The following is a 15,271-nucleotide window of genomic DNA, read 5'->3' on the forward strand; positions in this document are numbered from 1 at the left end:
AGATTCAAAGGTTAACTTATCCCTTTCTTGATATATTGTGTTACAGGTTGCAATTTACGCAATAAAGTGAATTTTGTCCTTTGTCCACCACCTAGTCAAATACCGCTCAATCACTAAAGCTAAAGTTGAGAGCAGACGCTGGCAAAGCGCTTGTTCATACTGGTTGTTTTGGCTTAAACCGACCGTTGGTCAGCAAGTTTATGTTTAGACGCAGCCTAATCTAAAGGTGGTTTTTGATGGTTGATACTAGTTGGTAAGCAAAATCAAAGTTTTTAATTCAGAATGTGGAGAGCCAGGACATGTTGTTTTGAAACTTTGTCCAGGCCTTTAGTGCTGTGTAAATTGAAAAACTAAAGACTAAAGAAAGTATTTCTAGTAGGCTTTCCACGACTTGCAAGAATTCCTCCGCTAAGGAAATTTCAAGCAACCATCCCGACTGAAGTTGCCATAGTTCGGTCGAGGGGAATTAGACGAAACGTAAATTTGCAATCAATAACGAGTGACTTCTTGGAAGGGAAATTATGTCTTACGCTCAAACTAAGACTCAGTCGAAATCAGGGTATCAGGCTGGGGTAAAAGATTACAGACTGACCTATTACACACCAGACTACACACCTAAAGATACAGATATTTTGGCCGCATTCCGGATGACTCCCCAACCAGGAGTACCCCCCGAAGAAGCAGGTGCGGCGGTAGCGGCTGAGTCTTCCACTGGTACCTGGACAACGGTATGGACTGACTTGCTCACCGACTTAGACCGCTACAAAGGTCGTTGTTATGACATTGAGCCGGTTCCTGGTGAAGATAACCAATATATCGCTTACGTTGCTTATCCCTTGGACTTGTTCGAGGAAGGTTCTGTCACCAACATGTTGACCTCGATTGTCGGTAACGTGTTTGGTTTTAAAGCATTGCGGGCATTACGCCTAGAGGATTTACGGATACCCGTTGCTTATTTGAAAACATTCCAAGGTCCTCCCCACGGTATCCAGGTTGAGCGGGACAAATTAAATAAATATGGTCGTCCTTTGTTAGGTTGTACCATCAAGCCCAAACTGGGGTTATCGGCGAAAAACTACGGACGGGCGGTATATGAGTGCTTGCGTGGTGGTTTGGACTTTACCAAAGACGACGAAAACATTAACTCCCAGCCATTCCAACGTTGGCGCGATCGCTTTTTGTTTGTAGCAGATGCGATTCACAAAGCCCAAGCAGAAACAGGGGAAATCAAAGGTCACTATTTGAACGTGACAGCACCGACCTGTGAAGAAATGTTGAAACGGGCAGAGTTTGCTAAAGAACTGAAAATGCCCATCATCATGCACGACTACCTGACCGCAGGTTTCACAGCCAATACCACCTTGGCTAGATGGTGTCGTGATAACGGTTTGCTATTACACATTCACCGAGCAATGCACGCGGTAATTGACCGGCAAAGAAACCACGGGATTCACTTCCGGGTATTAGCAAAATGTTTACGGATGTCTGGTGGAGACCACATCCACACCGGAACCGTGGTGGGTAAACTCGAAGGTGAACGGGGCATTACAATGGGCTTCGTTGACCTATTGCGGGAAAACTACATAGAACAAGACAAATCTCGCGGTATCTACTTTACCCAAGATTGGGCTTCCATGCCTGGGGTAATGGCAGTTGCTTCTGGTGGTATTCACGTATGGCACATGCCCGCCTTGGTAGAAATTTTTGGTGATGACTCCGTACTTCAGTTTGGTGGTGGTACCTTGGGACACCCCTGGGGTAATGCTCCGGGTGCAACAGCAAACCGTGTAGCCTTAGAAGCGTGTATCCAAGCTCGTAACGAAGGACGTAACCTTGCTCGCGAAGGTAACGACGTGATCCGTGAAGCTGCGAAATGGTCTCCAGAGTTGGCTGCGGCTTGTGAACTGTGGAAAGAAATCAAGTTCGAGTTTGAAGCAATGGATACCGTCTGATGATTTTAGATTGGTGATTTGAGATTTTGGATTAGGTTAAGGGCAATAATTTGGGGATGCACAGGAAAGTGTGAAAGCAAATAAATCTTCATGGCTAACTTGCATGTTCCCAAGAATACAGCTTATGCGTATCTTTGCCTGTTAATCTAAAATCCATAGCCTGCAAGGCTTGTCGTTTCCCAATTTTTCTCTGGGTAGGACAGTAGGCTGAGTAATCCAAAATCCAAAATCCGAAATCTAAAATTTAGAGGGGCTGGAGTCAGGCATGGATATAAAGCAAATTGCGAAAGATACAGCAAAAACACTCTCTAGCTACCTGACCTATCAGGCGATGCGGACTGTACTTGGGCAACTCCACGAAACAAATCCACCTTTAGCACTTTGGTTGCATCAGTTTTCGGCGACGAACCGGATTCAGAATGGAGAATTGTACATTGAGGAGTTATTCCGTGAAAATCCGGATTTAGCTTTACGGATTATGACAATTCGCGAATTACTAGCCGAAGAAGTCACCGAATACCTACCGGAAATGGTAAAGATGGAAATCCAACGTGCAAATATGGAACATCGTCGTCAGCACCTAGAGCGAATTACGCAATTTAGCTTGTCTGACCCAGCCATTGAATCAGAATTTTCCGATAACTCTGAACCTGAAAATTGAGATTCGTTTTGTTTGTGAGGGGAAACAATTGAGATTGGGGTTGATCAGCAACAGCTATACACTTAACTCCCAAATCGAAAATTGCCAATTTACCTAGCAACAAATCAAAGTCAAAAATACACCTAGAAACTCGTTATTTAGTTGGATACACCCATGCAAACTTTACCAAAAGAGCGTCGTTACGAAACCCTTTCCTATCTTCCTCCCCTTTCCGACGCTCAAATCCAAAAACAAGTGCAATACATTTTGAACCAAGGTTACATTCCAGCAGTGGAATTTAACGAAGATTCTGAGCCAACAGCTTACTATTGGACAATGTGGAAACTACCTTTGTTCAATGCGCGTAGTACCCAGGAAGTATTGAGCGAAGTGCAAGCTTGTCGTTCTCAGTATCCCAACTGCTTTATCCGTGTAGTTGGTTTCGATAACGTTAAGCAGTGTCAAGTTCTCAGCTTTATCGTTCACAAACCTAACCAGGGTGGTTATCGCTACTAATTTGGGTTTGGATAAGCATTCGGGGGAGCGGTTTTAATGTCATAATTTCCCCATATTTCCATCAAGGGAGAGGTGGATATTCAACCTTTCCTTTTTTTTTGTTCACAGTCAAAAAAATAAAGGTTCTTAGCGGGACTTTAGCGCCTTTATATTAACGTGAGTTCGATGATTTATAAAGCCTGAAACTCCTGTCCAGTAACATTCGTATAAAATAGAAGTTTTTAAAAACCTCATAGGATGTTGAGAATAAAATCATTAAACCTGGAATCAGTCAGTCATTGACTTTGTTCTCAACTAATGGATGAGGTTACTTTAAACCTTAACTTTCAAAATCATTGATTCACAGGGATTGTAGCGTTTATAATTCGTCGAATTCACGTTAACATAATCCGAATTTCTTGTTGAAGGAGGAAAATCAAAGTTCTAGGTGAACCGTATTCAAATTTTCACAACTGAAAACGGTTGTAATTCATCCCCATTGCTGAAGGATTTGTGCAAACCAGTTTTCAAACCGGGAACCTAACGCATCGAGGGAAAATTCCTGTTCTGCACTTTGACGACAATCTTTGCGATCGATAGTATCTAATTTTTGAATTGCAGCAACTAACCCGGTGACACTATCTGCTGGGACGATAAACCCGGTTTTCCCTTCAACGATAATTTCTGCTGGTCCTCCACGGGAATAGGATATAACGGGAACACCACAAGCTAAAGCTTCAATCGCTACGTTACCAAAAGCTTCAATCCACCGTGGGGTCATTAATAGAGCTTGACATTCCCGAACAACCGCTTGTAGTTCCTGTGTAGATAAAAAGCCTAAATACTCAATGGGTGCATTAGGGTAATCCTGTTGTATTTTTTCCCAGTATGGTTGGTCTTGAATTTTTCCCATGATTTTGAGGGGGATTTGGGTAATTTGTGCTGCTTGGACTGCATCTTCCAGACCTTTTTCGGGGGAAATGCGTCCTAACCAAGCGAGTTGATGTTTGGGGTGGGGACAAAATTCATACAAAGATAAATCGATACCACTACTTAAGTAATAAACTGGGGGTGTTAATTCGGGAAAGGTTGCTGCTTGGGAAGGAGTATAAAAGCCGATGGTGTGGGGAAATTTCTTGGCTGTCTGAACAATTATCTGGTCTAATGCATCGGAAAGGGAACCCATACTGACAAAATGAGCGATGGGTGTGTGGAAAAAGGGTGTGAGGTAAAATGGCAACCAATCGTAAGCAAAGTTAACAATAAGGTCGTAGTGATCTTGTTGTTGACGAGCATAATCCCACATATTAGCGAGAAGGGAATTTGCTGGTAATGTGATGGGGTCGGTACGTTGTTGACTTTGGGCTATGGTTTGCAGATTTCCAGGGATTTGCACAATGTTAAATTCATCCCAAAGGGAACCTGTGGGAGCAACAATATCTAAATGGTGTCCACGACGGATTAATTCTTTGGCGATATTATACACACTTAATTCGACTCCACCACCTAATCCTGTTCCTAATCCACCGACGGGTGTTGTCACAAAAAGTAATTTCCATGATTGGGAATGGGATGGTAGGCTGGTGCGCATGGGTGCTGGGGTGAAGGAAGGTGAACCCTGTTTATTTTATAGTAGGGAGTTGGGAGTTGGGAATAGGGAGTTGGGAATAGGGAGTTGGGAGTAGCTTATAGTACAATACAGTTCAGTTAGACTTAAAAGCCTGATTATTGGGTAGATTGGGTTGAAGAATGTAGAGGCAGTAGCCCTCGTAGAATGCGTCCCCACGCGGAGCATAGGGACGAGATAATCACAAAAACTGTGCAAACTTATGGGAAAATTTCCACAAAATCAACAGTCTATGCAAAGCATCAACCTAAACCTACAGTTATCTTTAACACCAAGCGTATTGGCTTATAGTAGGGAGTAGGGAATAGGGAGTTGGGAGAGTTGGGAGTAGCTTTCAAGTAATTTTGAGGGGTTAGGAAAGGTTTGTAGTCGCGCTTTAGCGCCTAAATATATCAACTTCAAAGTAAAACGGTATCACCTCTCTACCCGACCCTCGACTTACTTTATCGAATTTAATTACACCTAATTCATCTACGTATTTTCCACCAGGTGAATACCCCTCCAAAAATCATACCTGTACCGTGTAACCAATAGCCGTAGCTGAGGGGATTAACACCGGGTATATTTAAACTGCCGATACCGTAGAAAATCTGTTGACAGAACCACCAAAATAAATAGAAACCTCCAGAAAGGGATATGGGTATAAAAATAATCACCAAAGGTAATACCGAATCTACCTTAGCTTGGGGGAAACGGACAACATAGGCAGCAATTACGGATGCGATCGCACCATTAGCACCGATTAGGGGTTTGTTGAGGTTGGGTTCTCCCCAGATTTGGATGATGCTAGCAAAAATACCTCCAAATAGATATATTCCCAAAAAAAATAAATGTCCTAAGCCTTTTTCGACGCTTTTACCAAACACCCACAGGTAAATCGAGTTACCTAAAATTTGGCTGAAACTACCGTGGAGAAATAACGCGGTGAAAATTCCAGTGGAACTCATAAAAAAGAAAACCAGTGCTGCGGGGTTTCCAGCGAAAAATTCTGACCACGCTGTAGTAATTTTGGCGGGAATCAAACCCCAATTAGAGATAAAATCCCCTAAAGTCCCATTTAGTTCTAATTTTAATTCCCATAAAAATAAACCCAAATTCAACCCAATTAAACAACAGGTAACGATTGGTTTCCGTTTACCAACAACGTTATCACCAATGGGAATCATGGTTTTGGAGAATACAGGATACAGAATCCAGGATACAGGAGAAATTGGTCGGGTGGGGAATTGGAAACTGGGGATTGGTGTTTCCAAGGGAAACAATTAGTCCTGTCGCTGAAGGGACGACAACAGGAGGGACAAAGCATGTTCTGTAAGTATCATAGTTCCTTCTGCCTTCAAGCCATCCACAAATTCTTAAAATAAGCCAATTAAATCCCCATAGCTTGGTTGAAACTGGCAGGATGGGAAGAGTGAAATTTATCAAACCGCAAACCAGCTAATCCTATTGATCTGGAAATAGCTGGAGGTGAAAGGAGGATTTGCTTGGCTAAACTCAAAGTTGCAATCAACGGATTCGGACGAATTGGTCGCTTGGTGTTTCGTGCAGGAATCAAAAACCCTGATATCGAGTTTGTCGGGATTAATGACCTGGTTCCACCAGATAATTTGGCTTATTTGCTCAAATACGATTCCACCCATAGTAAGTATGACGGAAGTGTGGAAGCAAAGTCGGATGGATTTGTGGTCGATGGGAAATTTATACCTTGCGTTTCCATGCGGAATCCGGCAGAATTGCCCTGGGGTGACTTGGGTGCTGATTATGTAGTCGAATCTACTGGTTTATTTACTGACTATGAAGGTGCTGCAAATCACCTCAAAGCCGGGGCGAAACGGGTCATTATCTCTGCACCAACAAAAGACCCGGAGCGAGTCCGCACTTTTGTTATGGGTGTCAATCAAAACCAATTTAATCCTGCTGAAGATGTAATTGTTTCTAATGCCAGTTGCACGACTAATTGTTTAGCTCCCATCGCTAAAGTGATTAATGATACTTTTGGTTTGGCGGAGGGGTTGATGACAACGGTTCACGCAATGACGGCAACCCAGCCCACTGTGGACGGACCCAGTAAGAAGGATTGGCGGGGTGGACGGGGAGCCGCTCAGAATATTATTCCTGCTTCCACAGGTGCTGCAAAGGCGGTGGCGTTGGTGTTACCGGAACTTAAGGGTAAGTTGACCGGGATGGCTTTTCGGGTTCCCACTCCGGATGTATCGGTAGTTGATTTAACCTTTAAAACTGCAAAATCAACTAGTTACGGGGAAATTTGTGAAGCAATGAAGGCAGCAGCAGCAGGACCTTTACAGGGAATTTTAGGCTATACCGATGAAGCGGTTGTTTCCACGGACTTTCAAGGTGATGGCCATTCGAGTATTTTTGATGCGGGTGCGGGTATTGAGCTAAATTCTAACTTCTTTAAGGTTGTTTCTTGGTATGACAACGAATGGGGATATTCCAATCGTGTTGTTGATTTGATGTTGGATATGGCTAGGAAAGAAAGTTAGGAATCGGGAGTAGGAGAGACGCGACATGTCGCGTCTGTACAGGGAATAGTTTGCACCCTACGGATTCCACTTTTCACAAGATGCAAAAAATCACAAATGCCAGGTTTTTTAAGCCTTACATACCTACTAGTCTGTCCCATAGGTTCTGAGGGGTTTGTAGTAGTGGCTTTAGTATAGAAAAAGCTTGAAAATAAAGTGCTAAAGCGCTACTACGTGCCTTTCTTTACTCATCAAAATTGATGGGACAAAGCACTATAATCTCCGTACTTGAGGGTGGTGAGATGTCAATACTGTCACTTCTGTCACCCCTACTCCCGACTCCCTGTGGTTTTCCGTTCCAATATTTCCTTTAATATCAGTGTTACAACTGCTAATAGAGCTAATACAACTGCTGCGGAGTAAGCTGCTGCTGTTTCGTATTGTTTATAGGTATCTTCGACGAATAATGGTAAAGTTTGGGTTTTGCCGATAATATTGCCAGAAACAACGGAAACCGCGCCAAATTCGCCCATTGTCCGAGCGTTAGTCAAAATTAAGCCATATAACAAACCCCAGCGTACATTGGGAAGGGTGACACGCCAAAATATTTGCCAGTTATTCGCACCCAGGGTTTGAGCTGCTTCTTCTTGGTCGTTTCCCAGTTCTTCCAGGACGGGGATGACTTCACGAGCGACAAAGGGCATACTGACGAAGGCTGTGGCAATTACCATACCCGGAAAGGCAAAAATCACATTAATACCGAATTTGGCGAAAAAACCTCCAAACCAACCATTTTGACCATAGACCAAAACGATAATGAGACCGATGACAACGGGAGAAATGGAAAAGGGGAGGTCAATAATACTTAATAATAACGCCCGACCGGGAAATTGATGACGGGCGATCGCCCATGCTGCACATAAACCAAATATGGCATTAATGGGGACAGTGATGATGGCTAGAGTCAGGGTTAACCAAGCTGCGTGCAGAAAATCTGGGTCGGTGAGGTTAGCGAAAAATGGGCCTATTCCTTGGCTAAAGGCTTGTAAAAATACGTTGAGAGCCGGAATATATAAAACAAGTCCTAGATAGGCGATCGCAATCCCAATTAAAATTAGGGGTATCCAGGAATTTTGCTGGTTGGTTCTCTGTTTACTAGGTAATTTATTTTGCATGATATTTCCGTCCCCACGCCTGTAAAAGGTTAATTGTTAACAATAAAAATAGGGAAATTACGAGCATGACTGCACCAATTACGGTGGCTCCGGTGTAATCGTAAGCTTCTAAACGTTGGAAAATTAACACTGGAGCAATCAGGTCTTTAAAGGGTGTATTGGAGGCAATAATTACCGTAGAACCGTATTCCCCCACCGCTCGGGAAAATCCCAAAGCGACACCTGTTAAAATTGTCGGCAACAGGGGGGGTAAAATCACCCGGATGAATGTCTGCACTTGGGATGCACCTAAACTCCAAGCTGCTTCTTCTATTTCCCGTTCCATCTCCTGTAAAACTGGTTGCACCGTCCGCACCACAAACGGTAAGGAAATAAATATCATCGCCACAGCTACCCCTAATCGCGAAAAGGACACCTGCACACCTAATAGGGAACCAATCCACCCATTTTGGCTATATACCGTCGCTAGGGTTAAACCTGCAACTGCCGTTGGTAAGGCAAATGGTAAATCAATGGAAGCATCGATAAATCGCTTCCCCGGAAAGTTATATCTAACCATTACCCAAGCAATTAGAGTTCCAAATACACCATTCAGTAGGGCGGTAATCAGGGCAGTGACAAAAGTCACTTCATAACTGGAAAGGGCGATGGGACTGGTGGCAATGCGCCAAAACTCCGATGGTGGGGTGCTAGCGACTTTGGCAAACATGGCCGCAATCGGCAGGAGTAACATGATACTCAGGTAGGACAGTGTTAATCGCCAAGTCCAAGGTAAATTAATTACTTTTTTCCACAGGGTTGGTTCAATCGGGTTTTTCGTGATTAGACTAGTCATTAGGATTTTGGATTTTAAATTTTGGATTGTCAGTAATTTGGTACAATTAATTACATTTATTGTCCGTAGTTGCGCTACTCGGCGTCGCTTGCTTCCTGCGAAAGCGGGTGAAGGTTTCGTCTATAGCGCTATACCTGCAACGAGGGAAACTAAAAGCTTTGATTTGCCTCGTAACACCCAGCGTAAATCGCCTACCTTTTCCCTCGCACCCATGCTCCGCGTGGGTGCAGAATCTACGAGACTCCTACCTAGTGAATGAAGGCAGTAACCCCAAGCTACAGTTACTGTATTCTATCTCCTCTCCCAATTCAATGACGATAGACTAGCTGTTGCAAACGAGTCCGAAAATTCACTACCATCTGATTCAAATCATCCATATCAATCAAAAATGCATCGTGACCGTGGGTGGAATTTAAAGTTACAATTTCCGCATTGGGTATGTAGCGGGCTAAAACTTCCTGTTCCTGGGGTGGATACAATATATCTGTATCAATTGCCACCACTAAAGTCGGTTGCTGAATATTGGCAAGAACGTCAAAATATTCACCTCGATCCCGTCCTAAATCGTGACTATCCATTGCATGGGTCAAACTGACATAACAATTAGCATCAAACCGATTGACAAGCTTTTGTCCTTGATATTGGAGATAACTGGCAATGGTAAATTCATCGTCCACTTCTGGATTAATCTGTTCCCTGCCAAATCTAGCTTCAAAACTTCCCCAAGCACGGTAGGTCATCATCGCCATCATCCTTGCGGTGGCTAATCCCCGTGCTGGTGGTTGGTGATTGTAATAATTACCATTTTGCCAATCGGGGTCTGCAAAAATCGCTTGACGCTGGGTTTCAGAAATTCCGATACACCAAGCCGAATGTTTACCGGAAACTGCTATCGGCGCGATCGCATTCACCATTTCTGGATATAATACTGCCCATTCGAGGACTTGCATTCCCCCTAGGGAACCACCAATCACCAGTTGTAAGCGTTTGATACCCAAGGCTTCCATTAGTTGGGCTTGCAGGTGTACCATATCGCGAATTGTGATTCTGGGAAATTCTGCACCATAGGGTTTTTTTGTCAAGGGGTTGATTGTTGCTGCTCCTGTTGTTCCGTAGCAACTCCCCAGGACATTGCTACAAACCACAAAATCCGTTTCCAAATCAAAGGCTTTACCTGCACCAAATAGGGGTTTCCACCAATCATCCGCATCTGCACCACCGGTTAAAGCATGACAGATTAACACGGCGTTGTCACCATCCGGATTTAGTTTTCCCCAAGTGCGGTAGGCAATCTGTACTCCTTCTAAAATCTTTCCAGATTCTAACCAAAAGGGTTGGGGAAGGTGGTAATACTGGGTTTGGCTGGAAATATGGTTGAGAAAATTCATTTTTGTCAGAAGTCGGAAATCGGGAGTAGAGACGACCCGGTGGGTCGTCTCTAACCGGTGGGTCGTCTCTAACCGGTGGGTCGTCTCTAACCGGTGGGTCGTCTCTAACCGGTGGGTCGTCTCTAACTAGGAATGGAGGAGCAAAGGAGATGGGTAGTAGGATGAATTGAGATACCTCATGTACCAAAAGCTTGCTCAAAATCTTCCTTGATGTCATCAATATGTTCCAATCCGACCGAGACACGGATTAAATCGGGTGTGACACCAGCAGAAACTTGTTCTTCAGGACTTAATTGTTGATGGGTTGTGGATGCAGGATGGATCACGAGGGTTTTTGCATCACCAACATTGGCGAGGTGACTAGCTAATTTTACCCGGTCGATAAAGGCTTTTCCAGCTTCTAAGCCGCCTTTGATGCCAAAATTTAACACACATCCGAAGCCCCTTTGCAGGTATTTTTGGGCACGTTCATGGTAGGGATGATTGGGTAAACCAAGATAACTCACCCATGCGACCTGGGGATGGGATTCTAACCATTGTGCCAGAGCGATCGCATTATTTACATGTCTCTCTACTCTTAGAGAAAGGGTTTCTAATCCCTGCAATAACAAAAAGGCATTGAAGGGACTAGGACATGCTCCTAAATCACGCATTCCTTCTACCCGTGCCCGAATAATAAAAGCAATATTCCCAAATGGTCCTTTTGGTCCAAATACTTCATAAAAATTCAAACCATGATAACCGGGTGCGGGTTCAGTAAACATGGGGAATTTGCCGTTACCCCAATCGAATTTACCGGAATCCACAATCACACCACCAATGGATGTACCATGACCTCCAATCCACTTCGTTGCCGATTCCACCACAATATCTGCACCATGTTCAATCGGACGACATAAATATCCTCCACAACCAAAGGTATTATCCACAATCAACGGAATACCATTTTCATGGGCAACGTGGGCCAAGGTGGCAAAATCGGGTACATTAAATTGGGGATTGCCAATGGTTTCCACATACAACGCCTTAGTCCGCTCATCAATTGCCCCTCGGAATTTCTCGACATCATCACCTTCCACAAACTTGACATCGATCCCCAAACGTGGCAACGTCACCTTAAATAAATTATAAGTCCCCCCATACAAAAACGTAGTGGAAACAATATTATCCCCCGCCTGAGCTAGATTTGCGATCGCTAAAAATTCCGCCGCTTGACCACTTGCTGTCGCTAAAGCTGCAACACCCCCCTCTAAGGCTGCGACGCGTTTTTCAAATACATCCGTGGTCGGATTCATCAACCGGGTATAAATATTCCCAAATTCCTTCAGGGCAAACAAATTCGCTCCATGTTCCGCATTGTTAAATACATAGGAACTGGTTTGATAAATTGGTACAGCCCTTGCATTTGTACCCGGAGCAACCTCCTGTCCTGCATGAACCTGTAAGGTTTCAAAGCGATAATTGGCAGACATCGTTTTTATCTCTCTTGATCAATTGGTTTGGTGTCCTTTTCTAGAAACATCGGGAGTGGTGAGTAGGGAATAGGGAATAGGTTAGATGATTAGTAGTAGTACAGCAGATTGTCGGTAAATGTGGTATTTAAAGGCTTGTGAGCAATGGTTTTTACTCCTTTTTCCTTTATCCTGTATTCTTGAATTCTCCTGTATGTGCTTTTTTCGTCTGTTGGCAGAGGATTTTTCCCGTATCCTGGGGACTTCTTATCATTCAGAATAATTAGGTTTGATTTAACTGATAAACCATGTGCATTTTGAGAACCTTAGTCTTCATTAGCGATTATTGAGATTGCTACGTAAGCAAGTCGATCCGCTACGCGTCTGGTACAGTGACGAAAACTCCAGTTTTGATTATGGACGAGGTTGAGTTTGCTGATTAGCCTTCCCTATTATTCCCATATCTTCTGTTGCTCTAACCCTGGATTTTGCCAAAGTTAAGTTATCTGCGTTAACACAAATTGATTTCCTTTACCACTCCCCACTCCCTATCTCTCTCTAACCTGAATCTGATCAAAAATCGCCCCATCAGCAAAAAACTTCTCCTGAATACGCTTCCAACCACCCAATTCTTTCACACTCCCTAAATTATTTACTTTAGGATATTTCCCAGCAATTTCTTTATTGGCGAGTAACTTTTCATCAACGGGACGAAATCCCACTTTGGCAAATTCAATTTGAGCTTCCGGACTGAATAGGAACTGGACAAAGGCTTCCACCACTTCTCGATTATCATGCCTCGCAACGTTTCGATCAACTATGGCAACGGGATTATCTATGGAAATGTTGACATCAGGAATTTTATATTCCGTTTGAATACCCTTTTGTTGAGCTAATACCAACTCATTTTCATAGTTGATTAACACATCCCCCTGACCCTGCTTAAAAAAAGCGTCGGTTGCTTCCCTCGCATCCCTCGCTAAAATTGGTACATTGCGATATACCTGGCTGACAAAATCCTTCGCTTGCTGTTCATTTTTACCACTTTGGATGGCAGCATTCCACAGAGCTAAAAAATTCCACCGCGCTACCCCTGATGTCCTTGGGTCTGCCGTAATTACCCGTAATCCCGATTTGGTCAAATCTTTCCAATCTTGAATCTGTTGCGGATTCCCTGGACGGGTAACTAAAGCAACTACGGATTTAGTGACAATACTTTGATTGGGAAACTCTTTTTCCCATCCCGGTTCAATCAAACCTACTTTCTCTAAACGCTGTGTGTCTAAACCCAAGGCTAAATGCACCACATCCGCACCTAAACCATCCGCCACAGCCCTTGTCTGCGCTCCCGAACCACCGTAACTACGACTAATCCGTACCCTTTGACCGTGTTCTTGCTGCCATTTGGCGACAAACTTGGGAATAATCGCTTCATGGGCTGTACGCGTCACCGCAAACGAAACCAATGTTAATTCTATCTGCTCCCGTGGCTTGGCATTGGCTTGGTGATGCAGCAAGTTACAGGATGTCACCACACCACACACAATCAAACCAAATACCGCCAAAAATATCCGATTTCGCCATTTATTTCGCCCCAAAACACCCATCTTGATCTTCCCTTTCCAATCTACACCTTTCCGGTCGGAATTTCGTAATTACAAGTTACGGATATAAATATTACAGAAGTGGTTGGGAAAATGCAATTGATTTCGTGGTCAACAGCAAAAAACCCTTGACAAATCCCTGGGAATATGAAATATTGGTAGGTATGGATTTCGCGGGTATAGCTCAGTGGTAGAGCGTCACCTTGCCAAGGTGAATGTCGCGCGTTCGAATCGCGTTACCCGCTTTGAAAATTTAAATATATGGTGATATATCCACCAGTCTATGTGCAATGTGTCCTCAATTGGAATGAAGACCCTTAGAAGCAGGACTGTTCAAACTGTCAAAATATCCTTGGATTTAAGTATATACCCGATAGCTAACTAGTCGCAGCATATCTTTACTTTAATGTCTGGCGAACCAAGCTATACCTTGCACAGTCAATCAGAGAGCTTTGTGTAGCGTACAGTTAATGCCTGAAGATCAACCGTCAACTCTTAACAAACCGAAAGGTAATTAGGGGCAGGATTGGTGTAAATTAGGTTTGGAAGAAGAAAAATTAAAAATATAGTATAGAGAATAGAATATAGTTTATAGATAGAAATAGTATGGATACAGCCAAACTGGATTTAATTACAGGGGGAATTGCGATCGCAATCCTGATTGGTGGATTTTTGATGATGTTTACAACCGTATTTACCACCAAGTACAAAAATCTCAAAAAATAAACCGCTCCTAACTAGGCTACACCCAGTTTTTTTGCTTGAGCAAAAGCATCTTCCAAAGAAATTCCCTGACGTGTGGCAATATAAATCAATGCCATTGCCACCGAACGACTTGCACAATCGCAATGGATCAGCATTGGTTTTGGTAACTCGGCAATCTGCTGTAGCACAAACAAAGCTATTTGCGGATTGATTTGATGCATGGGAATATTCAAATACTTCAATCCCAAATCCCAAGCAGATATCTGTTCTAAATCGTTAAAACCCTCCTCATCAGGGGCACGGAGATTAAGTATCGACTTATACCCTTGTTCAGCAATTAAACTGAGTTCAGCCGCAGAAATTTGTCCTGCGATCGCTAATTCGTCGTTAATTTTTTGGATAGTTTCCATTCTTGTATATTCACTCCTTTGACCTCCAAAGTTGATCAACTATTTCCGGTATTTTCCAAAGAATTATCAACGGTTTTGTGTAAACTAATTTCGATTAAAGCATAGGAAATAAAATCTGGATAAAATAGACAATCAAGTTGCCAACAAGTTTCCAGGAACAGACGTGGATCGATTTCCCAGCAAGCTTGCAGATATTGACGTTGATAATTGCGCCAAAACTTGCGGGGATTAATAATGGTATCTGGATTAAACAAAGGTTGATTTAAATACTTCCAGACGGGAAACTTTAGGTGATATGGCGAATTGCGTGAAAACATACATCCTCAATGTTCCTTCTCAGAAAAATAGGGAATAGGGTAATACCCTAAATTAGATTTTAGATTTGAGATTAGAAACCCTTTTTATCATGACTTACGTGACTAGCATCTTAATTTGACGTTCGTAGTGAGGACTTTACCCGGATTTCTCACAAGTAAGTTATAAGTCTTGAGTGACGGATTCATTTT

The 15,271-nt window shown here is 43.2% G+C and carries 13 protein-coding genes and 1 tRNA gene; 5 read left to right on the top strand and 9 right to left on the bottom strand.

The window, feature by feature from the left end; translation table 11 throughout:
* Positions 1–521 precede the first annotated feature (521 nt).
* The 3 genes from CDC37_RS07280 to CDC37_RS07290 all read left to right on the top strand — a co-directional run bounded on the left by CDC37_RS07280 (position 522) and on the right by CDC37_RS07290 (position 3,108).
* The gene (locus tag CDC37_RS07280) at positions 522–1,952 is read left to right on the top strand and encodes a form I ribulose bisphosphate carboxylase large subunit (RefSeq protein ID WP_096621160.1); all 1,431 of its coding nucleotides are present in this window, start codon (positions 522–524) and stop codon (positions 1,950–1,952) included.
* A 265-nt stretch (positions 1,953–2,217) separates the two neighbouring features.
* On the top strand, positions 2,218–2,613 hold the full coding sequence (gene rcbX, locus CDC37_RS07285; RefSeq protein WP_096621161.1) for a RuBisCO chaperone RbcX: 396 nt from the start codon (positions 2,218–2,220) through the stop codon (positions 2,611–2,613).
* A gap of 153 nt (positions 2,614–2,766) precedes the next feature.
* Positions 2,767–3,108: a ribulose bisphosphate carboxylase small subunit gene (locus CDC37_RS07290; protein ID WP_096621162.1), complete on the top strand. Its 342-nt coding sequence runs from the start codon at positions 2,767–2,769 to the stop codon at positions 3,106–3,108.
* A 469-nt stretch (positions 3,109–3,577) separates the two neighbouring features.
* Here the strand turns inward: CDC37_RS07290 and CDC37_RS07295 are convergent, their stop codons facing one another.
* Positions 3,578–4,678, bottom strand: coding sequence for a glycosyltransferase family 4 protein (locus tag CDC37_RS07295; RefSeq protein ID WP_096621163.1), 1,101 nt, complete (start codon positions 4,676–4,678; stop codon positions 3,578–3,580).
* Positions 4,679–5,181: 503 nt separating this feature from the next.
* Positions 5,182–5,880 carry a rhomboid family intramembrane serine protease gene (locus CDC37_RS07300; protein WP_096621164.1) on the bottom strand — a complete coding sequence of 233 codons (699 nt, stop codon included), beginning with the start codon at positions 5,878–5,880 and terminating at the stop codon, positions 5,182–5,184.
* Positions 5,881–6,198: 318 nt separating this feature from the next.
* On the opposite strand from CDC37_RS07300, the gene gap reads away from it, so the two are divergent.
* Entirely contained in the window at positions 6,199–7,218 is a 1,020-nt protein-coding gene (gene gap, locus CDC37_RS07305) for a type I glyceraldehyde-3-phosphate dehydrogenase (protein ID WP_096621165.1), read from the top strand.
* Positions 7,219–7,526: 308 nt separating this feature from the next.
* On the opposite strand, the gene cysW is transcribed toward gap, so the two are convergent.
* From cysW to CDC37_RS07335, 5 genes are all read right to left on the bottom strand, one after another.
* Positions 7,527–8,372 carry a sulfate ABC transporter permease subunit CysW gene (gene cysW, locus CDC37_RS07310; protein WP_096621166.1) on the bottom strand — a complete coding sequence of 282 codons (846 nt, stop codon included), beginning with the start codon at positions 8,370–8,372 and terminating at the stop codon, positions 7,527–7,529.
* Positions 8,362–9,207, bottom strand: coding sequence for a sulfate ABC transporter permease subunit CysT (gene cysT / locus CDC37_RS07315; protein ID WP_096621167.1), 846 nt, complete (start codon positions 9,205–9,207; stop codon positions 8,362–8,364). Before cysT ends, cysW begins: the two co-directional genes overlap by 11 nt.
* A gap of 308 nt (positions 9,208–9,515) precedes the next feature.
* Positions 9,516–10,595, bottom strand: a complete 1,080-nt coding sequence (gene metX / locus CDC37_RS07325; RefSeq protein ID WP_096621169.1) for a homoserine O-acetyltransferase MetX — start codon at positions 10,593–10,595, stop codon at positions 9,516–9,518.
* A gap of 176 nt (positions 10,596–10,771) precedes the next feature.
* Complete coding sequence (locus CDC37_RS07330) at positions 10,772–12,067, bottom strand: O-acetylhomoserine aminocarboxypropyltransferase/cysteine synthase family protein (protein WP_096621170.1); 1,296 nt, start codon at positions 12,065–12,067, stop codon at positions 10,772–10,774.
* Positions 12,068–12,594: 527 nt separating this feature from the next.
* Positions 12,595–13,653 (bottom strand): sulfate ABC transporter substrate-binding protein, encoded by a 1,059-nt coding sequence (locus tag CDC37_RS07335; RefSeq protein ID WP_096621171.1) that lies wholly within the window; start codon positions 13,651–13,653, stop codon positions 12,595–12,597.
* Between the two features lie 170 nt (positions 13,654–13,823).
* Here CDC37_RS07335 and CDC37_RS07340 point away from each other — a divergent pair.
* A tRNA-Gly gene (locus tag CDC37_RS07340) sits at positions 13,824–13,895 on the top strand.
* Positions 13,896–14,387: 492 nt separating this feature from the next.
* Here CDC37_RS07340 and CDC37_RS07345 read toward each other — a convergent pair.
* Together CDC37_RS07345 and CDC37_RS07350 are read right to left on the bottom strand one after the other, a co-directional pair.
* A complete protein-coding gene (locus tag CDC37_RS07345; protein ID WP_096621172.1) occupies positions 14,388–14,765 on the bottom strand; it encodes a beta-lactamase hydrolase domain-containing protein in 378 nt (125 codons plus the stop codon).
* A 35-nt stretch (positions 14,766–14,800) separates the two neighbouring features.
* Positions 14,801–15,082, bottom strand: coding sequence for a hypothetical protein (locus CDC37_RS07350; RefSeq protein ID WP_096621173.1), 282 nt, complete (start codon positions 15,080–15,082; stop codon positions 14,801–14,803).
* Positions 15,083–15,271: the final 189 nt, after the last annotated feature.

The sequence above is a fragment of the Calothrix sp. NIES-3974 genome (genome assembly GCF_002368395.1).
Taxonomy (GTDB): Bacteria; Cyanobacteriota; Cyanobacteriia; order Cyanobacteriales; family Nostocaceae; genus NIES-3974.